The following is a 21542-nucleotide window of genomic DNA, read 5'->3' as shown; positions in this document are numbered from 1 at the left end:
TATCATTTCAAATCAAATGGAGGGATTGAATGCAAGTATCCATTATCATATTGGCCCAACATCTTCGATTACTTAAATCATGCCTGGCCAGTATTGAGTTATTTACGGAAGCCCCCTATGAGCTGATTGTGATTAACGATGGCGGCGGTGAAGAGATCAGCAGCTATTTAACTCTCCATAAAAAAGCGCGCTCCTTCTCGTCCAAGGAACGTATCGGCGTGTCCGGAGGATACAATCTGGGCGCATCCTTTGCGGCTGGTGAATACCTTGTATTCATGCGTGACCATATGATTGTGTCTGAAGAATGGCTGTCCAGCCTGACCGGCTGTGCCCGGCAGCACCCGCAGGCAGCGATGATCGGCCCTGTCAGCAATGATGTTAGCGGCCCGCAAAGACTTCCGGTGATCTGTACAGAGATGGAGCAGCTGGATCATATCGCCAGATCGTTCGCACTCTCCAAAGCCGGACAAGCCAAGACCACAACCCGGCTGCTAAGCCATCTGCTGCTTATGCGCCGTGATGCCTTCGGTCAGCTCGGAGGCTTCGATGAACAATTCGGACTGGAATGCTACGAGGATGACGATCTATGCTACCGTGCGCTCCAGGCAGGATACAGTCTGCAGATTGCCCTGGACTGCTTCGTGCGCTATATCCAGCCTCCACCGCTGTTCCCGGAATATCCCGGCTGGTACAACGCACAGCTGATTGCCAATAAAGAAAAAGCCCGCAGGAAATGGGGCCTCGATATTACAAGTGCTCTATATGAAATGAAACGCAGCGTCACCGTGAGTCTCTGCATGATTGTCAAGAACGAGGAAGCCACTCTTAAACGCTGTCTGGACAGTGTCTCAGGACTGGTGGATGAGATCATCATTGTGGATACCGGTTCAACAGACCGTACCAGGGAAATTGCCCTGCGCTACACGGACAAGGTAGCTGATTTCACATGGGTCAACGATTTTGCCAAAGCGCGGAATTATGCCTTCAGCCTGGCGACACAGGATTACCTGCTCTGGATGGATGCTGATGATATTCTGCTGCCTGCAGATGCCGAGAAGTTCAGCACCTTGAAGAGCGCCTTGGAATGGGATACGGATGCGGTATCCATGAATTATAATCTGGCCTTTGACGAGCACGGTAATGTCACCTCCAGCCTTACACGCAACCGCCTGGTCAAACGGGAGAACGGCTTCCGCTGGATCGGTATCGTCCATGAATACCTGGAGGTTAGCGGCAAGGTGCGACGTTCGGATATTTCCATCACCCATGGCAGAGTCCACGGGAATTCTGACCGTAACCTGAATATCTACGAGAGCCGTCATGCGGCCGGGGAGATTTTCTCCACCCGGGATCTGTTCTACTTCGCCAATGAGCTGAGGGAACATAAGCAATGGGACAAAGCCATCTCTTTCTATGAAATGTTCCTGCAGCAGGTAGACAGCTGGATCGAGGACCGGATCAATGCCTGCGGAAGCCTCTCCGATTGCTACCGGGAGCTTGGCAATGAACAACAGGCTAAAGCTAAAGCGCTCCAGTCTTTCTCTTATGATCTGCCCCGCGCAGAGAATTGCTGCCGGCTTGGCAGCCTGTACATGCTGGAGAACGACTTCAGCAAAGCCATCTTCTGGTACAAAATGGCGAGCGAATTAACCAAGCCGCTGGACAATTACGCCATTCTCCAGCATGCCTGCTGGAGCTGGCTGCCGCATCTGCAGCTCTGTGTCTGTTATGACCGCATCGGCCAGTATGAACGGGCCAGTGCCCATAACGAAATGGCTGCAGAACACATTCCTTTTGACAGCAAAGTGCTGGCGAACAGAGCCTACTTCACCGGCCTGGGCGTTGCAAGACAAACATATACTTTAGGGGGAACTACTCGATGAAAAAAGCAACAACCCGCTATACAGAAATCGCCCATGGCAGCGAAAACTCCAAAAAGGATATCAAACCCGCTTTAGTAAAAACCTCAATGGCGGTTATGGTGCTTAGCCAGGTAGCAGCCGTGCTGCCCAGTGCCGGATTCGGCGGTACAGGCATTGCCTCCGCAGCTGAAAAGAAAGGCTTCAATGATGTAAGCAGCAGCTCGTGGATGTACAAATATGTAATGAAAATCGCCGCTTTGGGGTTTGCGGAGGGAGATACCACCGGGAACTTCAATCCAAAGGCGCCGCTGACTCATCAGGAAGCTGCAATTATGGCAGTCCGTTTCCTGGGCACAGAGGAGCCTTCCGCTACTTCGGCCAATTCTTCGCTTGAAGTCAGTAATTGGGCAAGTGCCTGGGTGCAGACCGCTATTAATGAAGGTTTAATTAAACCTGAAGAGGAAACCGCTTCGGGCTGGGGAACACAGAATGCCAGCCGCGAGTGGCTGACTAAACTTGTGATCCGTCTGCTCGACAAGGAGAATGAAGCACTTGCCCTGGCCAGCGAACCACTCCCCTTCAATGACGAGAATCAAATTTCCGCCTGGGCTACCGGCTATATCAATGCAGCTTCCCAGTTAAAAGTAGTCCAAGGCTTCGAGGATAAAACGTTCAGACCTACCGCTGATGTGACCCGTGCCCAGGCGGCAGCTATTTTCAGCTTGGCGGAAAGATATGCTCCAGCCCAATCCGGAACTGTTGCCCGCGGCACCGTCGTCAGCCTGACTGGCAGCCAGATTGGTGTACTGACAGAAGCTGGTCAAGTCGTGAACCTTAAGATTGACAGCACAACACTGATCTTCGGCACTGGCGGAGCTTCCGCTTCTGATATAGCCGTCGGGCAGCCCATCACGGCAATCTACAGTAACGGCGCAGCTTCTTATATTGAAATCGCCGACATTACCAAGGCAGAAATTACGCTGCCGGCGCCAAAAGGCGAAACCGGAGCTACTGGTGCAGCAGGCCTGGTGGGTGCTACGGGGGCGACTGGCGCTACAGGGGCGACTGGCGCAACGGGTACAACCGGAGCAACAGGCAGCGCTGGCTCCTCAGGAAACCAAGGAGCAATCGGGGCGACTGGTGCGACGGGGTCTGCCGGTCCTGTCGGTGAAATAGGCACAACAGGTGCAACGGGCCCGGCAGGTGAGACCGGCGTAACCGGAACCACGGGGCCTACCGGGGCAACGGGGCCTGCCGGCGAAGTCGGCGCTACTGGGGCGACGGGTGCTACCGGCCCTACGGGTGAAGAAGGAGTCACTGGTGCTACCGGCGCGACTGGACCTGCGGGCGAAGAGGGAGCTACTGGAGCCACTGGTGCAACGGGGGCGACTGGCGCTACTGGAGCCACTGGCGCTACAGGAGCCACTGGCGTTACCGGACCTGCCGGCGAAGAAGGAGCTACTGGGGCAACGGGGGCAACGGGCGCTACTGGAGCCACTGGCGCTACAGGGCCTGCGGGCGAAGACGGAGCCACAGGCGCTACTGGGGCAACGGGCGCTACTGGAGCCACTGGCGCTACTGGACCTGCGGGCGAAGAAGGAGCTACTGGGGCAACGGGCGCTACTGGAGCTACTGGCGTTACAGGGCCTGCGGGCGAAGATGGAACCACTGGCGCTACTGGCGTTACGGGAGCAACGGGTGCTACCGGCCCTGCGGGCGAAGATGGAGTCACCGGCGCTACAGGTGCCACTGGCGTAACTGGCGCTACCGGGGCGACTGGTGCTACCGGTGTTACAGGAGCCACCGGAGCGACTGGCGCCACTGGTACTCCAGGGGCTAGCGCAAATGCCTATATCCCGTTTTCTTCAGGAAACCCTGCTACTGTAACTACGATAGCAGGCGGTTTGCCAGGCACTGGCGCACTGATTGGCTTCGGAAGCTCAGTAAGCGGCGTATCCGTTACCTCAGGAACCATTGATTTAACCGGAGCAAGCGGCACAAATCTCAATTATGCCTTTTCTGTACCAAGTGCCGGAACCATTACATCCCTAAGCGGATATTTTAGTACAACACAAGCACTTTCTCTGGTGGGAACTACGGTAACTATTACAGCCCAACTGTACGCGAGTACAACGCCCAACAATACATTCGTGCCTGTACCTGGAACTGCAATGACATTGTCTCCCTCGCTTACAGGAATAATATCCGTAGGATCCATCTCTTCCGGTATAATTACAGGCCTATCTATTCCTGTTACAGCACAAACGCGCCTGCTTATGGTATATTCAGCATCCGCGGCAGGTCTCAGCCTTAACAATACTGTTCAAGGATACATGAGCGGCGGTCTCAATATTTCGATGCCGGCAACTGTACCAACACCTCCCTGATAATTCATTTTATTAATTAAAGGCTGTTTCCCGGCAGATTTCTGCCGGGAAACAGCTTTTTTACTGTCTCTTCCAAATTATACGGCATCATACTCCCTTGCAGGATCTCCCAGTCATGGCCATAATATTGAGATAACGCTTCATCCACACAAAGGAGTTACGCCCATGAAGACACTGCTGATCGTTGAAGATGACCGAAGCCTGAACAAGGGGATCGCCCTGTCCTTGGCTCAAAATGACTTAATTATAGAGCAGGCCTATTCTGTGGCGATGGCTGATCAGATTATATCCTCAACCCAGATAGATCTCATTCTGCTGGATGTGAATCTTCCGGACGGAAGCGGACTCGATTACTGCGAGAGAATCCGCCGAACCTCACAAGTGCCGATTATATTTCTGACAGCCAACGACATGGAGCCGGATATTGTTACCGGCTTTGCGCTGGGAGCTGATGACTATATTACGAAGCCATTCAGTCTGATGATTCTGCGGGCCCGGGTAATGGCCGTCCTGAGAAGGAGCGATGCACCTGCCAGTGACAGGATCGTTATCGGACCGCTGGAATTTGATTTTGGCAAAATGGAATATTTCAAGAATAGCCGCCCCCTGCTGCTGAGCAAGTCCGAACAGAAACTGCTGCGCATACTGGTAGTGAACAGAGGCAACATTCTGACCCGAGAGCAGCTGATCGACAAAACGTGGAGCCAGGAGGCTGTCTTCGTAGATGAGAACGCATTGACGGTAGCGATCAAAAGATTGCGGGCCAAAATCGAAGCTGAACCCTCCTCGCCCCAATATATTAAGACCGTTTATGGTTTAGGGTATACATGGACAGAAGGGCCGATTCTATGAAGGGACAAGAACGACTGCCGCATACCCGGCTGGTAAATCTGGGGTTTGCTGCGGCTTTTATCATTCTGGTGCTGGCTTATGTGACTTGTATTATATTACTGGATACCACTGGCTCATCCATCCTCGGACTCTCCCTTCTGTTTATACTCTGCATGCTGATCCTTGGAGGGGCCTGGTCCTGGTCGCTCAGGCAACAGCTCACTTCTTTTATGGGAAAGGTAGAGACACTGGTAGACAACGCTACTCTCGGGCGTGAGCCCAACTATAATTATGAAGAAACCCTTCTCTCCTCCATAGAACATAAATTAATGCGGTACATAGAGATTGCCAGAGTGAACGGACAGAATCTGGAGACGGAAAAGAATAAAATTAAAGAACTGATCTCCGATATCTCCCATCAGACCAAAACACCGTTATCCAATATTATGATTTACAGCCAGCTGCTTGAGGAAAATCTGGTGCATGATGAGCATGCGCTCCCGCTTGTTCTCCAAGTTAAAAAGCAGTCGGAAAAGCTCGACTGGCTGATCCAATCCCTGGTCAAGCTGTCCAGACTTGAGACGGGCATGATTTCTTTGCACATGGTGTCTTCTCCTGTGATCCGCGCCGTTTCTGAAGCAGTTTCGCAGATTTTCATCCAGGCAGAGAGCAGCTGTATCACTATCAGTATAAGCTGTGAAGCCCACATCACCGCGCACCATGACTCCAAGTGGACAACCGAGGTGTTATTCAATCTGCTGGAGAACGCCGTGAAATATACAGGAGCGGGAGGCAGCATCCATATCACCGCTGAAGCGAATGAGATGTTTGTACGCCTGGATATCGCAGATACCGGCCGGGGAATCTCCCAGGAAGAGCTGCCCCAAATCTTCAAGCGGTTCTACCGGGGAAATAATGTGCGCGATATAGATGGCGTGGGAATAGGACTATTCCTGGCGCGGGAGATTATCACTGCACAAGGCGGACATATGAAGGCTGCATCTGTGCCCGGGCAAGGCACTGTGTTCTCGATCTTCCTGCCGCTATGCTGAATATGTCCATTCCGTCAGATTTCAGACACTCTCCTGTTAGATTTGTCTGATACCTTGAAGATGTGAATAAGAACATACGCACAGGAGGAATATAACATGCCTATTCTGCGAATAGAGAATCTCAAGAAATATTATGGAAAAGGAGCGCAGACGGTCAAGGCTCTGGATAACGTATCTATGAATGTCGAGAAAGGGGAGTTCGTGGCAATCGTCGGCACGAGCGGCAGCGGAAAAAGTACACTGCTGCATATGCTCGGAGGTCTGGACCGGGCCACAGAAGGCAAGGTGTATGTCAACGGGCATGATATTTTTCAGATGAGTGATGAGAAGTTAACCATTTTCAGGCGCCGCTCTGTCGGATTCGTCTTCCAGAGCTATAATCTGGTGCCGATCCTGAATGTGCTGGCAAATATCGTCCTGCCCATTGAGCTTGACGGAGGCCAGATCGACCAGGAGTATCTGAACCTGATTATCACGAGTCTGGGACTGCAGGAGAAGACCCGCAATCTGCCTGCTGCACTCTCCGGCGGCCAGCAGCAGCGCGTGGCCATCGCAAGAGCGCTTGCGACCAAACCTTCCATTATCCTTGCTGATGAACCCACCGGCAACCTGGACAGCAAGACCAGCCAGGAGGTGCTTATCCTGCTGAAACAGCTCAGTGTCAAATTCGACCAGACTATTGTTATGATTACGCATAACGAAGCCATCGCCCAGATGGCGGACCGGATCATCCGCATTGAGGACGGCAGGATCGCCTCAGGATTAACGCAGTCACCCGGGGAGGGCCGGTTATGATCGCTACAAACAACCGGAAGACCGTGTTCAACCTGGCGATGGCCAGCCTGCGGGCCAACCGGTTGCGAAATTTGGCGGCCATCTGCGCTATTGTGCTGACTACACTGCTTATTACTTCCATTTTCACTATGGCTCTGAGTATCAACCAGTCTATGCAATATGCACAAATGAAAACAGCCGGAAGTGACTTCCACGGAGGCTTCAAATACCTTACTCCGGAAGAAGCCGCTATGCTGCGGAAGCATCCTTCAATTAAACTATACGACTACTCGCTTAGTTCCGGCAGATTGGGGAATAAAGAATTTAAGCATGATCCCGTTGAGGTGCTGCAGATTGATCAGGTCTACGCGGATCACAGCTTTATCGTGTTCACAGAGGGAGGATTGCCTACTGGAGAGAATGAGGTTGCCCTGAACACCTGGATTCTGGACAAGCTGGGGGTGCAGCCGGAGCTCGGCAAGGAAATCACGCTGCAGATAGATATTGGTGAGCGGATGATCAGCCAGAAGTTCACTTTGTCAGGCTATTATGAAGCGGACAAAGAGCTTGCGATGGCGGGACTGGCCTTTGTCTCGAAAGCTTTTACCGATAAAAACCTCTCAGACATCGATCCCGTACAATCAAGGGACAGCGGCTCCTACGTTAATACCTCAAATCTGAGTGTCATGTTCAGCAATTCCTTTCATATTGAGAGCAAGCTCAACAAGGTCCTGGCAGACACGGGAATTACGGCTCCTATCGGAATCAATTGGGCTTATTCCAGTGTATCTTTGGCGGAAAATGCAGTGAATATCATTCCATACGCCGCAGTTATCTTCATCATTATGCTTAGCGGCTACCTGCTTATTTATAATATTTTTTATATTTCGGTGGTCCGTGATGTGAAGTTCTACGGCCTGCTGAAAATGATTGGCACCACCCCGAGACAACTGCGGAGAATCATCGCTATTCAAGCCAGGCTGCTATACCTCATTGCCCTGCCGTTCGGCCTTGGCTTCGGCTATCTAATCGGCAGATGGGTTACACCTCTGACCACTTCGCTATCCGGAGAGTTTAAAGGAAGTTCGCTTTCGTCCAGTCCATGGATATTTGCAGGCGCAGCCCTCTTCTCCTTCCTGACCGTGTGGATCGCAGCGCATAAGCCGGGACGGCTGGCAGCGGACATCGCTCCCGTGGAAGCTGTTAAATTCTCAGGCGTTCAGAATGGCGGAGTGAAAACTCTCAGGTCCTCAAACCACGGGGCCAAGCTACACCGTATGGCGTTCTCCAATCTGTTCCGGAGTCAAAAGAAGCTGAGCCTGATGTTATCTTCGCTTTTCTTAAGCATTCTGCTGTTTAATACGATATTCACCGTAATCTCCTCCATGGACGTCAATAAGTACCTCAGCGCCTACATTCATGGGGATTATATGATACACAACAAGGGCATTATCCAGCAGGAGGGGGAACGCTCAGTCAATGAAACAGAGCTGTCCGAGGAACTGTGCAGGCAGCTGAGTCATATAGACGGGGTGAACAGTATCGATAAAGTCTATTATAGCCTGCTCACCGTTCCTCCGGATGATATCATCCGCGCTTCACTGAAGTCGTCAGCCAATCCACAGGGCATCCCTGCCCGTGTCCACGCTCAGCTCTTCGGACTGGATTCAGGCTGGTACGATCTCGCAGAACAGGATGTGCTCGAAGGGGAATTCAACCGGGAGCAATTTGATTCCGGGGACTTCATACTGGTGACCCAGACTCTTACAGAGCCAGGCGCCTATGCAAGCTACTATCATCCCGGAGATAGGATCAGCTACCCCGGATTGAAGCAGAGCTACGAAGTGATGGCCGTGCTGAAATATGACGCTTTCTTTGCGGCAACCACCCAAACGTATTTCGGCAACGGCTACAACGCCTTCCTGCCTGCAGCCAAGCTCCGCCAAGCCACTTTGGAGAGCGGGACTCCAGCAGACATCCTCTCGCTTACCCTGCATGCAGATCCCGCCAAGCTTGATGAAACGGGGCAATTGCTCAGAGAGGGCATCCGCCCGCTGGATGCTCTGCAGCTGAAATCCAGAGAAGATTACAGAGAGGAGTTAAGCGATAATATCCGTATTTTTGAGATTATCGGCTATGGCCTGAGTCTCGTAATCGCCCTCATAGGTCTGCTCAATTACATTAATTCTGTCCTTACCGGGGTGATCGCCCGCAGGCATGAATTTGCCGTTCTGGAGAGCATCGGGATGACTAAGAAGCAGCTCAAACGGATGCTTGTTTACGAAGGATTGTATACTGTACTGCTCACCGCTCTGCTTACCTCTACTATAGGCGTGCTGCTGACTTACTGGATCGCCAGGAATATTGCCGCGGGTATGGCCTATATGGAATTCCGCATGATGTGGCTGCCGTTCATTCTGGTCATTCCGGTACTGGCTGTTTTGTCTTATCTCATCACAATAAGTGCCTACAGACCGCTCGCCCGCAGCCCGATCGTCGAAAGGCTGCGTGAAATGGAATAAAGGCATGCTAAATAGCCGGATACTCTAACGAGTACCGGCTGTTTCAGCAGTTATTTGGCGAAGGTCCGCGACACCCAATCGCCCAGAATATCCTCACTGAGGAATGGAGCCAGCGGCAGGAGGGCTGCCGCACCTTCTTTATTGAAGATACGCTCAGCTAGTCCGTTCAGCGCCTCTTCACTAAGGAATGGAGCCAAGGGGAGCAGCGCTCCCGAGCCTTCCCGCTCAAAGATTGCTTCTGCCAGCTCATCCAGTAGCTCTTCTTCGAGGAACGGAGCCAGCGGGGGGAGCGCTCCCGGACCTTCTTTGGCAAAAGCGAGCTTGGCGCATTCCTCCAGCCCCTCCTCACTTACAAACGGGGCAAGCGCCACAAGTGCATGTTTTCCTCCTGAGGCATAAGCTTGTTTGGCAAGCTCGTCCAGCCCCTCCTCACTCATAAACGGGGCCAGCTTCAGCAGCGGCTGAATCCCCTCCCGCTCAAACACCTCCACGGCGCATTTATCCAGCGTCTCTTCGCTTAAGAATGGCGCCAGTGCCAACAGATCGTCTACAGCCGCACCCACCTTCACATGCTCAAACGCTTCGCCGATCTGTTCATTTTGCAGCAGCGGCGCAAGGTCCGAAAGCTCTTGTGCCGTGCCTTCCCCCCGCCGGAAATAATCCCCCGTGGTCTGATCCAGTACACTTTCGATAATCCGGGAGCTTCGCCCTTGCTCTTCTCCGAGGATCTCGCCGATCCCTACGCCAAAGATTTCCGCCAGCTCCGGAAGCTTGGAGATATCCGGCATACTTGCGCCCCTCTCCCAGTTGCTGACCGCCTGATAGCTGATTCCCAGCTTATCTGCGAGCCCCATTTGCGTAAGCCCGGCGGCTCCTCTCAATCTAACGATATTCCTGCCCACCTTCAACATGTCAAACACGCTTCCACCCCTTCGGCTAAGATGCTCTCAGTGTACCGACCGCTGCTGTTTTTGTATATCAAGCGCTGCTTGAGTTGCCGCCTGCTGGGGCTTGCCGCGGAAAATAGTCACCAGAACGACCGCTGCAATAATGATCACGGCTGCAATCAGTGTATTCAAGGTAAGCTGTTCACCGACCAGCAGCCAGCCAAGCAGTACCGCCACCACCGGATTAACAAAGGCATAGGTTGAGACGAGAGACGCGTCAGCATTCTTGAGCAGCCAGATGTAGGCCGTGTAGCCGACGATGGAGCCGAAGACGACCAGATAACCGAGTGCCAAATATGAGCGCATAGAAATGCCGGAGACATCAAGCCGGGACCAGTCGCCGGTGAAATAGGAGAAAATTATCAACAGCGCCCCTCCCGTCAGCATCTGTGCTGCCGTTGACATCAGCGGGGAATCCGGCATTGCAGCATTGCGTGAATACATCGATCCGACTGCCCAGCTTATGGAAGCTATTAATAAGGTAATAATACCGATCAAATCGGTGGCGGTCCCCGTATCTCCCTTCCCCGGCTGGAAGACCAGCACGGCAATGCCTAGCAGCCCCAGTACAATGCCGGCGATGACACCGGCATTCGGACGTTTGCCGCCGCGGCCAAACCAGCCCATCAGCATCATCCAGACGGGAACGGCCGCAACGATCAGTGAAGCGATGGATGAAGATACTCTTTGCTCTGACCAGGCCACCACACCGTTGCCTCCAAGCAGCAGCAAGGCGCCGACAATCGCCGAAGACCGCCACTCGCGCCCGGCCGGACGCTTCGCTCCGCTTAATCTGGCAATCATATAGAGCACAGCACCGGCTGCAAAAAACCGCACTCCAGCCATCAGAAAAGGCGGCATCGTCTCAATCGCAATCTTCATGCCGACATAGGTGCCTCCCCAAAACAAATAAACGCACAATAGCGCAATACCAACCACGTACACCGGATTCACTTTCTTCTTCTGCGGCATACCGCTACACCCCCTTCAATCCGTCCTCATATATAGTAGATAAAATAAAAGTGGTCGAGGTTTCCTTAATGTCAGGAATACGGAGAATCTCGTCAAGCAGCAGTGTAAGCTCCTCCGGCGAGGTCACCCTTACCTTGAGCAGCATGCACCACTCTCCCGCCAGCCGCTGGCATTCGATGATGCTCACTCCCGGGATTTGGATGCGGATAATCTGTTCGGCCGCCTCCTTAAAGCCCTGGCTGACCACCTTCACGGAGATCATGACTTTGATCTTCTGGTCCAGCTTGCTCCAGTCCACAATTCCCCTATAGCCCTTGATCACTCCGCTTTTCTCCAGCTTGCCAACCCTTTGATGCACAGACGGCCGCGAGATATGCAGCAGCTTGCCGATCTCTTCATGGGACAGTCTCCCGTTCTCTTCCAGCAGCTTTAGAATTCTAATATCGAGTTCATCCACAAGACCGCCTCCTGGGCAAAATTATAGCATGATTTATATGAATAATGACTAATCGTTAGTGTTCATCAGTAAAATCAAACGTTTCGTAAGATAAACGGGAAATAATATCGTTAATCGTTAGAATACCGGCTCAAATCTATCATGAGAATAACGAATCGTAGGTGCGTTTGATACGAAAAAACCCAAGTTTTGAGCCGCCAGCTGGAGAAGCTGGCTTAGGCCGCTGCTTGAGCAGGATGATGCTGGGGGATATTTGATATTTGCTGCGGAACTCCAGATGGGGGCAGAACGGAGAGAGCGTAAACTAACCAACTGGTGCATCAGTAAAACAAACGAATTTGAAAAGGCTGGGTTGTACTGAATTCGGCTTAATCGAACCCAGTTTTCGACCCCAAACCATAACTCAACCGGACTGAGAGGACCCTATTTTACGAAAAGGACTACTTTGTCCGGGCAAACGGACTCAGAATCCTCTATTTACTTCCGGGCACGCCAAAACAAGGGTCTTTGAGACATTTAGCGGAATCTGAGTCCGCGCAGGTTAAATAACAGGGTATTTTCGCCAAATAGGGGATTGTCAGTCCGGTTCCCGCAGGATATCGGTCTCCCCCACAGTTGTTCCCGTGTCACAGATGAACTGGAGACGCAGACTTTCATTGCTCCGTCCGCAGCGACAGAGCACAGCAGCTACTTCTATCCAGCGTCAGCGGCTTACGACTTCCCCGAGTTCAGCAGCTACTCTCTGCCCGGCAAGCCGCCGCCGAACACCGTTCCTTCCGCAAGCCCCGACACGAACTGCTGCAGCCAGACATAATATTCAGCGGCATGCTTCAGCTTGTCCAGATCCTTGAGGCAGGCCTGCCGTTCCTCCTCCGGAGTGTCCTCCGCATCGATAAGGGCCTGCAGTTCAGGCACCGCCGTCCCCATCGCCTCCTGCATCACATCGATCTCCCGCTGAAGCTTCAGCGTGAAGAAGTTCCGGAAGGCCTGGAAGAAATCCGTCTCCGCCGCATACAGCTCCTTCCGCTCACGCTTCTCCTCCAGCTTCGTAACCATCCGGGAGGCGATCAGGGAGCGGACACCGTAGCTCATATTGCTTTTGCTCATATTCATGACCTGCTTCATTTCCTCCAGCGTCATCGGCTTGTCCTCAAAGAACATAATTCCGTACAGCTGCCCGAAGGAATAATTCGCTCCATACAAATCCATCGTCTGCGCTATCGCATCAATCATCGGGCCGAGCAGCTGCTCCCGTGGTGAACGATGCGGGTTGTCCTCGCCAAATGCGGCCTGCTTCATCAGGGTAGCACCTCATTTTCGCATAGAATTGTTCTCTCTACATTACACAAAACTGAAGCTTTGCGGCAGACTTACTACAAATTTTACACAAATTCCGAAGTATGTTTACTCCCGCTTGACCACAAGCCTCATCCATGAGTGTACAATTTTTTTTGAACAGAGGAGCTGTCCTCTGCATTATACCGCACAAAACAATGTAGATGGAATGGGGTATTGGGACGAAAATGACACGTTCAAAGCTTATTAGCGGCCTTAAGCCCGTGCTGTTCACGCTGCCGGCAATGGTCCCGTTCGTCCTGTTCTGGCTGGCACCGCTGCTGTATGTACTGTATCTCAGCTTCACGGAATGGGATTTCATGAGCCCGGAGAAGACCTTTGTCGGCCTGCAGAATTATACCGACCTGCTCAGCAATCCGGCTTTTTACCAGGCCTTAAGAGTAACCGTGCTCTTCTGTGCGGGCAGTGTGCTGCCGATCATCCTGCTGGGACTGGGCCTTGCCCTCCTGATGAACCATAAAACAACCCCACGAAGTGGAGCTTTAGCTTCGAGGTTTACTCAGGTACTTCGCGGGGGCCCCACGTTCAACTTAAAGGGCTCTGCCCTGTATCAGGTGCTGCTGTTCTCGCCTTGGGTCACACCAACCGTTGCCGTATCCATCGTCTGGTCCTGGATATATGAGCCTGACGTTGGTCTCGCCAATACAGTGCTCGGCTTCTTCGGCCTTGAGCCGATCGGGTGGCTGCAAGACCCCAAGTGGGCGCTGATTGGCGTGCTGCTCGTAACGATCTGGAAATCAGTAGGCTGGGCGATGATCTTCTATCTGGTGGCGCTGCGGAATGTGCCTTCAGACCTGCTGGAAGCCGGGGAGCTTGACGGGGCAAGTTCGGTGCAGAAGTTCCTCCGCATCACGCTCCCGCTGATCTCGCCGACCACACTGTTTCTGTTCGTGGTACAGCTCATCTCGGCGCTTCAGGCCTACGATCAGATTAATGTGCTGACGCAGGGCGGCCCGTCCGGCTCTACCCGCACCTTACTGTATCTGTATTATCAGTCCGCCTTCGAATCGTTCCAGATCGGAGAGGCTTCCACTGTAGCTGTCGTTCTGGTCTTCCTCTGCATGCTGCTGTCGGTGTTCTCTTTCAGCATCAGCAAGCGGACCACCCATTATCAATAGCAGTTATCTGTTCTTATCTTTCGTACAAGGAGGTCTCACCGCTTGCGTATGCTCACACGGCTCAGCGGACCGGCCCGCCAGATTTTTTTCGCCGCGCTTGCTCTGCTGATGGCCTTTCCGTTCTACTGGATGGTTACCAGCGCACTCAAAACCAATGATGAAATCTGGCGCTCCCCGCCTACGCTCTGGCCTGAGGTACCGCTCTGGGGGAATTTCGCCGCAGCCTGGAACGAGGCCCCCTTCGCCCGATATATGGGCAACAGCATCTTCGTGGCTGTCTCCATCGTCATCCTGCAGACGATCAATTCCGGGATGATGGCGTATGCGCTGACGCATATGAAGTTCCGTCTGAAGGGTGTTTTTGCCGGAGTCATTCTGTTCGGTTATATGGTTCCTGCTACAGCTGTCTATCTGCCCGGATATCTGGTACTGTCTGAGCTTCATCTGCTGAATTCTTATGCGGGACTGATTCTCTCTAATTGTGTAAGTATCTTCTCCATCTTCCTGATCAGACAAGCCTTCCTGCAGGTATCGCATGAGCTGGTGGAGGCAGGTGAAGTGGACGGTGCTTCGCATATGCGGATTCTCTGGACGGTGCTGGTGCCGGTTACTCGTTCATCCTTCGCTGTACTGGCGCTGATTACCTTCATTGATCAGTACAACAATTATTTCTGGCCGATGCTGATTACCAAGGACCCCAGCCTGCAGCTGGTATCAGCCGGTCTGCGCAGCTTCTTCGTGGAAGGAGGTGCGTATGGACTGAAATGGCCGCTCATCATGGCCGCCAGCGCCTTCACGATTGCCCCGCTGCTGCTTGTCTTCCTGCTGGCGCAGAAAACGATTATGCAAAGTGTCAACATGACCGCAGGCTCCAGTAAAGGCTGAAATCTAATATTTCCAAACAAAGAGGAGAATGATGATGAACGTATTCAAAAGGTTGTCTGCAGTATCCATGATCGCCGGACTTTCCGTACTCACTGCCTGTGGCGGTAATTCTGCTTCGGGCAATGTTACGGCAGCGGACGGTGCCGCCACAGTGCCTGCCGCTAATGCTGCTCCGGCTGGAGGCGCACCGGTAACTATTGAATTCTGGTATGGACTCGGCGGCAAGCTCGGTGAAAATATGGAATCGCTCATTCAGAAATTCAATGCCTCCCAGCAGGAGGTCATCGTCAAGGGCATTGTGCAGGCAGATTATACAGAAACCGAACAGAAGCTTCAGGCAGCTATCGCTACCGGGCAGGTTCCGGCAGCCGTGCTCTCCTCCAATATAGACTGGGCCCGCAAAGGCTACTTCGCAGCGATGGATGAACTGATTGCCGGGCAGCCGGATTTCAATCAGGCGGATTTCGTCCAGACCTTCCTGAGCCAGGGCCAGGTTGACGGCAAGCAGTACTTCCTCCCGATGTATGGAACGACACAGGTGATGTACTACCGTAAGGATGCTTTTGAGAAAGCCGGCATTGATGCCAGCCAGATTAAGACCTGGGAAGACCTCGCTGCAGCTGCCAAGAAAATGACAGTCACAGAAGGCGGCAAAACCAGCTTCTACGGCTGGGAGCCGATGTGGGGCTCCGGCAATATGATTGACGCTGTACTCAGTAAAGGCGGCAACATTCTCAGTGAGGATGGCAAAACAGTTACGATCGACTCTCCTGAATGGATCGAGACCTGGGACTTCTTCCGCCAGTCGATTCATGAAGACAAGACCATGCGTATTCACTCCGGCGGACAAGGCTGGGAGTACTGGTACAAGACGATTGACGATGTAATGAAAGGCCAGGCGGCCGGATACACCGGCTCCAGCGGCGACCAGGGCGATCTCGACTTCAGCATCGTCTCCGCGATGGAGCAGCCGGGCTGGGCCGGAGTCGGCGAAGGCAAACCTGTGGCTCAGGCAATTATGGCCGGTATTCCTGCCAAGGCCGGAGATGCCGAGCAGCAGGCTGCCATGAAATGGCTGGCCTACTTCACGAACTCCGAGAATACCGCCTTCTGGTCCATTAACACCGGATATATTTCCGTCCGCCAGTCTGCACTCGAAGATCCGGCATTCGTCACATTCAGTGAGACTAATCCGCAGATCAAAATCCCGTTACAGCAGGCCTCTCACGCCTCCGCTCCCTTCCAGGACCCTACCGGCGGCAAAATCAACGATGCCCTGACAATCGCTGCGGACAAGGTGCAGATTGAGAATATTCCGGCGGCTGAAGCCCTTAAGGAAGCGCAGCAAACCGCCCAGGCGGCCTTGGATAAACTGAAATAACCGGCAATTCATGCTCTAAATACTTCAGGCAATGAACTATCAGATACAGGAGGACGGCAGCATGCCTACGCTCATCACCCCGCACGGGGAGCATTCCATATCCGCCATTCTGTTCGACAAAGATGGCACCCTCCTGGAGTTCGTATCCCTCTGGGGCAGCTGGGGAGAGTGTTTCCTCGCCCAATTCTCCCGGCAGCTGGAGGAGCATGGCCTTGAATTTCCGGCGCAGCACCTGGCCTCGCTGCTCGGAACCGTTCACGATGCAGAGGGCATAATTATTGATTATGACCGTAACGGCCCCCTGGCCATGGGAACCATGAACGATCTCTATGCCATTCTGTCCTGGCAAGGCTATCTGCTTGGCTTATCCTGGGCAGAGTCGATGGAACTGACTGACCGCTGCCGGCAAGAAGCAGATGCGTTAATGGAACAGAGCAAGCCTGTCCGACCACTCCCCGGCCTGCTGCATTTCCTTGACGGGTGCGCAGCCGAAGGAATTCCGCTGGCCGTAGTCACTGCCGATGAAACTGCAGCGGCGGAGAATCACCTCCGCTGGCTCGGCATCCGCGGGTATTTCAGCGCCGTGATCGGCACGGATCAGGTGGAACGCGGCAAGCCCTTCCCCGACATGGCGCTGCTGGCCTGCGAACGTCTGGGGATACAGCCGGCCGAAGCTGCCGTGATCGGCGACACGAACGGCGATATGCGGATGGCCAAGGCTGCCGGGATGGCGGTGGCCATCGGGATTGCAAGCAATGCGGCAGCCGAGGCGGCACCTGCTGCAGCTACGGCCAGAGCAGGTGCAACCAGCAGCCCGGCCGGCGTGAATACAGCGGCTACAGACCTGGCTGCCGGCAGTAGCCGTGCGGCAGATACACGGCCTGCACGCAGTCTTTTGCCGGATGCGGATTGTTTGGTGCAGTCTTATGCGGAGCTTGGTATAGGAAGGATCGCACGATGAGGGCCGAGGGGGCCTTAGCCTGGGTGTTTCTCGCAATGGCGATTGTGTTCGAGCTCTCCGGAACCCTCTCGATGAAACTATCCCACGGCTTCACCCGGCCCTGGCCCTCCGTGCTGATGTTCCTGTTCTACGGAATCAGCTTCACCTCGCTCAATGTTGCCCTTACCTCCATCAAAGTTGGAGTTGCTTATGCGGTATGGTCGGGGGCAGGCATCATCCTGATCTCCGTGGCGGGCGCGCTTTTTTTTGAAGAACGGCTGACCTTCTCCTCACTCTTGTGGGTGACCGTAATCGTAGCCGGTATAGTGGGATTGAACATTAGTGCCAAAGGGCATTAGCAGATTATTCATACATCATCAAAGGAGGCTCTCCCTGCGAAATGAACACAAGCGGACATGGCGGACAACCGCCGCTGTTAACCTTCCAGATTATTACCGACACCCACGTCACGGCCGATCCGGCACATGAATACAATCTGAATTTCGAACGGGCACTGCAGGATTTGGCCGTCCATGCGCAGGGCAGCAGCGGAATTATGCATATCGGGGATATCACGGATCATGGCTTCGCAGAGGAATATGCGGAGGTCCACCGTATTCTTCAGCTGCATCAGGCATCGCTGCCTGAGATCCGCTACACCTTGGGCAATCATGATGTGGGCCTCGGCCACTGGGAATCCCGCCTGGCGATGTACACTTCACGTATGGGTATGCCTGGTCCCTATCATGACCATTGGACCGGCGGGTATCATTTCATCTTCCTTGGAACTGAGGAGGGTCTGCCCACGTTCTGCAATCTGTCGGATGAGCAGCTCCGCTGGCTGGACCGGAAGCTTGGCGAAGGCGCACCGGACAGCCGGCAGCCTGACGGGCAGATGGAGCTGGAGCTCGGTGCAGCCGCGCCGCCGGATCAGCCGGTCTTCCTCTTCCTGCACCAGCCGCTGAAGGACACGGTGGCCGGTTCTCTGGAGTCGCAGGAGTGGTATGGCGTTACTCAAGACAAAGAGCTGCGCTCCATTCTGGCGAAGTATCCGCAGACGCTGCTCTTTACCGGACACACCCACTGGGAGCTTGAGGTCGATAATACGATGTACCCCGGCAACGGGGAGACAGCTACCATGTTCAACGCAGCTTCTGTCGCCTACCTCTGGACGAATGCGGATGAGCACAAGACGGGCAGCCAAGGCTTCTATGTGGAAGTCTACACTGATAAGGTGCTTGTACGGGGACGCGATTTCACTACGGGAACCTGGATTGAAGCGGCTGAATACGAGGTTGTTAACACCGTTAATGTACCTGGGCAATCTTCTGAAAAAGTCCATATTAAATAAACAAGCTTCATTATAAAAGCTGCAATAAAAACAGCCTTCTCCGTCAATAAGGAGAAGGCTGCTGTGCGTAAAGGCTGCAAAACTGTACATCCGTTTGCGGATGCAGTCTATTTTCAATCAAAAAGCAGGCAACGCGATATCCGCGTAATTATCCTCAAGGAACTTCTTCACTTCCGGGCCGCTGATCGCCTTAGCCAGCTTCTGGATCGCCTCTGAATCCTTGTTGTCCTCACGGGCAACAAGCGTGATCGTAAATGCGGAATCCTCACCTTCGGTGATCAGCGCATCCTTCTTGGGGGTCAGGCCGAGCGGGCTGGCATAAGCCGGCGTCATCGCTACCAGATCTGCATCATCCAGCATACGCGCCAGCATCAGCAGATCAACCTCTTCAAACTTAAAGTTCCTGGTATTGGCGGTAATATCAGCCTGGGTCGCCTGAATCCCTACCCCATCCTTCAGTGTAATCAATCCGGCATCCGCGAACATTTGCAGGGAGCGTCCGATATTCGAAGGATCATTCGCCATTACGAGGGTTGCTCCATCAGGCAGCTCATCAATGCTCTTATAGCGTTTGGAGTAACCACCATAGATGGCATCATATACTGGCTGAACCGCAACGAGCTTCGCATCTTTGCTGGCATTGAACTGCTCCATGTAAGGCACATGCTGGAAGAAGTTCGCGTCCACCTCTTTGTTCGCCAGCGCTTCGTTCGGCTGCACGTTATCGGACAGCACCACAACCTCCATATCCACGCCTTCTTCTTTCAGGATCGGCTTCACGATATCAAGGATATCCGTCATCGGCGGAATCAGCGAGGCTACCTTGATCTTCACAGATTCAGTGCTGGTGGCAGCCGGTGTCTCTTCTGCTTCCTTGTTGTTTCCGCAGCCCGCAAGGGCGAGTACCAATACGAGCAGTGTTAATCCGAAGGCAGCTTTCATTCTTGTTGCGGTTCTCTTAACCGTTCCGTTTCCTGCAATTATCGAATTCTTCATTGTTATCTCCAGCCCCCATTGTTATATAGTTACTCAGCGTTTATCCAGCAGTCTTGCCAGTGTACTTCCTGTGAACTGAATCAATTGCACCAGCACAATCATGACGAGTATGGCGTAGATCATCACTTCTGTCTCGAACCGCTGATACCCGTAGCGGATCGCGAAATCGCCAACCCCGCCGCCGCCGACCACGCCCATTACTGTTGAAAAAGAAATGAAACTGATCGTAGAAGCTGTCAATCCCAGCACCAGTCCGGAACGGGCCTCCACATACAGAAACTTAAAGATCACTCCCAGCCTGGATGCACCCATGGATAACGCCGCTTCTATCGTTCCTCTGGGAACCTCCAGCAGAGACTGCTCCACCAGCCGTGAATAATAGGCAATAGCGACGATAGACAGCGGCACCGTTGCCGCCAGCGTGCCAATCGCCGTTCCCACCACTAGACGGGTGAACGGAATCAGAGCCACTACCAGCAGCAGGAACGGAAAAGAACGCACCACATTTACAATGCTGTTCAGTATGAGAGACAAGCTTCTGTTCTCATACAATTGGCCTTTGCGGCAAAAATACAGCAGTGTCCCCAGCGGAAGCCCCAGCAGCAGCGCAGCCCCCACTGAGATTCCGACCATCACAAAGGTCTCTCCGATCGACTGCCACATCTGATCCTGATACTTCAGCATGCTCTCAAACATAGGGTTCCCCCGTTCTTCCCGTAATTCTCTCCCGGTAGGAGCCCGAATGGCTCCCCGGCGGAAGAAAGCCGGCCTCATCCCGGGAAAAGAAATCAACCATCCGCCCGCTCTCCATCACAGATACCTCTGAGCAGATGCTCCGGACGACATCCAGCTCATGGGTAACTATAACGACGGTAACACCGAGCGAATCATTGATGTGGCGGAGCACACCCAGGATATCCGCCGTGGTGCCCGGATCAAGCGCGGAGGTCGGCTCATCGCACAGCAGCAGCTTCGGATTGTTCGCCAGCGCCCGGGCAATCGCGACCCGCTGGCGCTGGCCGCCGCTGAGCTGTGCCGGATACTGATTAGCTTTGTCCGCAAGCCCGACAAACTGCAGACATTCCAGCACCCGCTTCATCCGCCCGGCACGCGGCACTCCCGCAAGCTCCAGCGGAATCGCCACATTGCGGCTGACGGTGGCATTGCCGACAAGATTGAACTGCTGAAAGATCATGCCGATTCTTTGCCGCTGCTGCCGCAGCTCCTTGTCCGGCAGCTCTGTAAGCAGCTTGCCGTCTACAGTAACCGTTCCCCTATCGGGCCGCTCCAGCAGATTGATCAGCCGCAGGAGTGTAGATTTGCCGGCACCGCTTGCCCCGATAATGCCGTGAATAGCACCCGTCTTCACTTCAAGCGATACATTGTCCACAGCAGTATAAGGGCCGTCCTTCAGAGCGAAGCTTTTGCTAACCTGACTCAGTGATAGAATATGAAGCCCTCCTCAATAGACTGCCCGGACTACAGCTCTCCACCTTCGGCTGTATTGTACTATAATTATTTAAAATCTGTTTCATTAAAAATCTCTTTAAATAATAAGGCATTTCTTCCGCTGTGTCATCATTTTTCTCAAAATGATTTATAAGCGCTCCGGAAGGGATACCCATTATAAGGATGCCCCCGGGCCGTTTGGGATTATTCTTGTATATACGCAAGTGGAAACGGCTTTGCCGTCCTTTTGTGAGGACGGTAC

Annotated in this window: 19 protein-coding genes; 12 read left to right on the top strand and 7 right to left on the bottom strand. The window is 53.4% G+C overall.

Annotated elements, in window-relative coordinates; all coding sequences use genetic code 11:
- Positions 1–29: 29 nt before the first annotated feature.
- From NSQ73_RS03025 to NSQ73_RS03000, 6 genes are all read left to right on the top strand, one after another.
- Positions 30–1883: a glycosyltransferase gene (locus tag NSQ73_RS03025; RefSeq protein WP_340985343.1), complete on the top strand. Its 1854-nt coding sequence runs from the start codon at positions 30–32 to the stop codon at positions 1881–1883.
- Complete coding sequence (locus NSQ73_RS03020; RefSeq protein WP_340985342.1) at positions 1880–4249, top strand: exosporium glycoprotein BclB-related protein; 2370 nt, start codon at positions 1880–1882, stop codon at positions 4247–4249. The genes NSQ73_RS03025 and NSQ73_RS03020 overlap by 4 nt, the downstream gene beginning before the upstream one ends.
- A gap of 165 nt (positions 4250–4414) precedes the next feature.
- Positions 4415–5101, top strand: a complete 687-nt coding sequence (locus NSQ73_RS03015; RefSeq protein ID WP_076247719.1) for a response regulator transcription factor — start codon at positions 4415–4417, stop codon at positions 5099–5101.
- A complete protein-coding gene (locus NSQ73_RS03010) occupies positions 5098–6132 on the top strand; it encodes a sensor histidine kinase (protein ID WP_340985341.1) in 1035 nt (344 codons plus the stop codon). The genes NSQ73_RS03015 and NSQ73_RS03010 overlap by 4 nt, the downstream gene beginning before the upstream one ends.
- Before the next feature lie 96 nt (positions 6133–6228).
- Complete coding sequence (locus tag NSQ73_RS03005; protein WP_042139934.1) at positions 6229–6927, top strand: ABC transporter ATP-binding protein; 699 nt, start codon at positions 6229–6231, stop codon at positions 6925–6927.
- Positions 6924–9428 (top strand): ABC transporter permease, encoded by a 2505-nt coding sequence (locus tag NSQ73_RS03000; protein ID WP_340985340.1) that lies wholly within the window; start codon positions 6924–6926, stop codon positions 9426–9428. Before NSQ73_RS03005 ends, NSQ73_RS03000 begins: the two co-directional genes overlap by 4 nt.
- A gap of 50 nt (positions 9429–9478) precedes the next feature.
- Here the strand turns inward: NSQ73_RS03000 and NSQ73_RS02995 are convergent, their stop codons facing one another.
- The 4 genes from NSQ73_RS02995 to NSQ73_RS02980 all read right to left on the bottom strand — a co-directional run bounded on the left by NSQ73_RS02995 (position 9479) and on the right by NSQ73_RS02980 (position 13103).
- Positions 9479–10339, bottom strand: a complete 861-nt coding sequence (locus NSQ73_RS02995) for a helix-turn-helix domain-containing protein (RefSeq protein ID WP_340989179.1) — start codon at positions 10337–10339, stop codon at positions 9479–9481.
- A gap of 36 nt (positions 10340–10375) precedes the next feature.
- A complete protein-coding gene (locus NSQ73_RS02990) occupies positions 10376–11347 on the bottom strand; it encodes an EamA family transporter (protein WP_340985339.1) in 972 nt (323 codons plus the stop codon).
- 4 nt (positions 11348–11351) lie between these two features.
- Complete coding sequence (locus NSQ73_RS02985) at positions 11352–11804, bottom strand: Lrp/AsnC family transcriptional regulator (protein WP_076247727.1); 453 nt, start codon at positions 11802–11804, stop codon at positions 11352–11354.
- A 735-nt stretch (positions 11805–12539) separates the two neighbouring features.
- A complete protein-coding gene (locus tag NSQ73_RS02980) occupies positions 12540–13103 on the bottom strand; it encodes a GbsR/MarR family transcriptional regulator (protein WP_042139941.1) in 564 nt (187 codons plus the stop codon).
- Between the two features lie 224 nt (positions 13104–13327).
- On the opposite strand from NSQ73_RS02980, the gene NSQ73_RS02975 reads away from it, so the two are divergent.
- From NSQ73_RS02975 to NSQ73_RS02950, 6 genes are all read left to right on the top strand, one after another.
- Positions 13328–14278 (top strand): carbohydrate ABC transporter permease, encoded by a 951-nt coding sequence (locus NSQ73_RS02975; RefSeq protein ID WP_340985338.1) that lies wholly within the window; start codon positions 13328–13330, stop codon positions 14276–14278.
- Positions 14279–14326: 48 nt separating this feature from the next.
- Positions 14327–15163: a carbohydrate ABC transporter permease gene (locus tag NSQ73_RS02970; RefSeq protein WP_039307391.1), complete on the top strand. Its 837-nt coding sequence runs from the start codon at positions 14327–14329 to the stop codon at positions 15161–15163.
- A 34-nt stretch (positions 15164–15197) separates the two neighbouring features.
- Entirely contained in the window at positions 15198–16544 is a 1347-nt protein-coding gene (locus tag NSQ73_RS02965; protein ID WP_171721132.1) for an ABC transporter substrate-binding protein, read from the top strand.
- 61 nt (positions 16545–16605) lie between these two features.
- Positions 16606–17505 (top strand): HAD family hydrolase, encoded by a 900-nt coding sequence (locus NSQ73_RS02960; RefSeq protein WP_340985337.1) that lies wholly within the window; start codon positions 16606–16608, stop codon positions 17503–17505.
- Positions 17502–17843, top strand: coding sequence for a DMT family transporter (locus tag NSQ73_RS02955; protein WP_039307319.1), 342 nt, complete (start codon positions 17502–17504; stop codon positions 17841–17843). The genes NSQ73_RS02960 and NSQ73_RS02955 overlap by 4 nt, the downstream gene beginning before the upstream one ends.
- Positions 17844–17884: 41 nt before the next feature.
- The gene (locus tag NSQ73_RS02950; protein ID WP_340985336.1) at positions 17885–18835 is read left to right on the top strand and encodes a metallophosphoesterase family protein; all 951 of its coding nucleotides are present in this window, start codon (positions 17885–17887) and stop codon (positions 18833–18835) included.
- Positions 18836–18952: 117 nt separating this feature from the next.
- On the opposite strand, the gene NSQ73_RS02945 is transcribed toward NSQ73_RS02950, so the two are convergent.
- The 3 genes from NSQ73_RS02945 to NSQ73_RS02935 form a co-directional block, all read right to left on the bottom strand.
- Positions 18953–19777, bottom strand: coding sequence for a MetQ/NlpA family ABC transporter substrate-binding protein (locus NSQ73_RS02945; protein ID WP_340989178.1), 825 nt, complete (start codon positions 19775–19777; stop codon positions 18953–18955).
- An 87-nt stretch (positions 19778–19864) separates the two neighbouring features.
- Positions 19865–20527 carry a methionine ABC transporter permease gene (locus NSQ73_RS02940; protein ID WP_039307317.1) on the bottom strand — a complete coding sequence of 221 codons (663 nt, stop codon included), beginning with the start codon at positions 20525–20527 and terminating at the stop codon, positions 19865–19867.
- Positions 20520–21281 carry a methionine ABC transporter ATP-binding protein gene (locus NSQ73_RS02935; RefSeq protein WP_340989177.1) on the bottom strand — a complete coding sequence of 254 codons (762 nt, stop codon included), beginning with the start codon at positions 21279–21281 and terminating at the stop codon, positions 20520–20522. Before NSQ73_RS02935 ends, NSQ73_RS02940 begins: the two co-directional genes overlap by 8 nt.
- Positions 21282–21542: the final 261 nt, after the last annotated feature.

Source organism: Paenibacillus sp. FSL R10-2736 (genome assembly GCF_038000245.1).
Classification (GTDB): Bacteria; Bacillota; Bacilli; order Paenibacillales; family Paenibacillaceae; genus Paenibacillus_AQ; species Paenibacillus_AQ phytohabitans.
The sequence above is the reverse complement of the archived record's forward strand: the minus strand, read 5'-3'. Positions and strand labels throughout refer to the sequence as shown.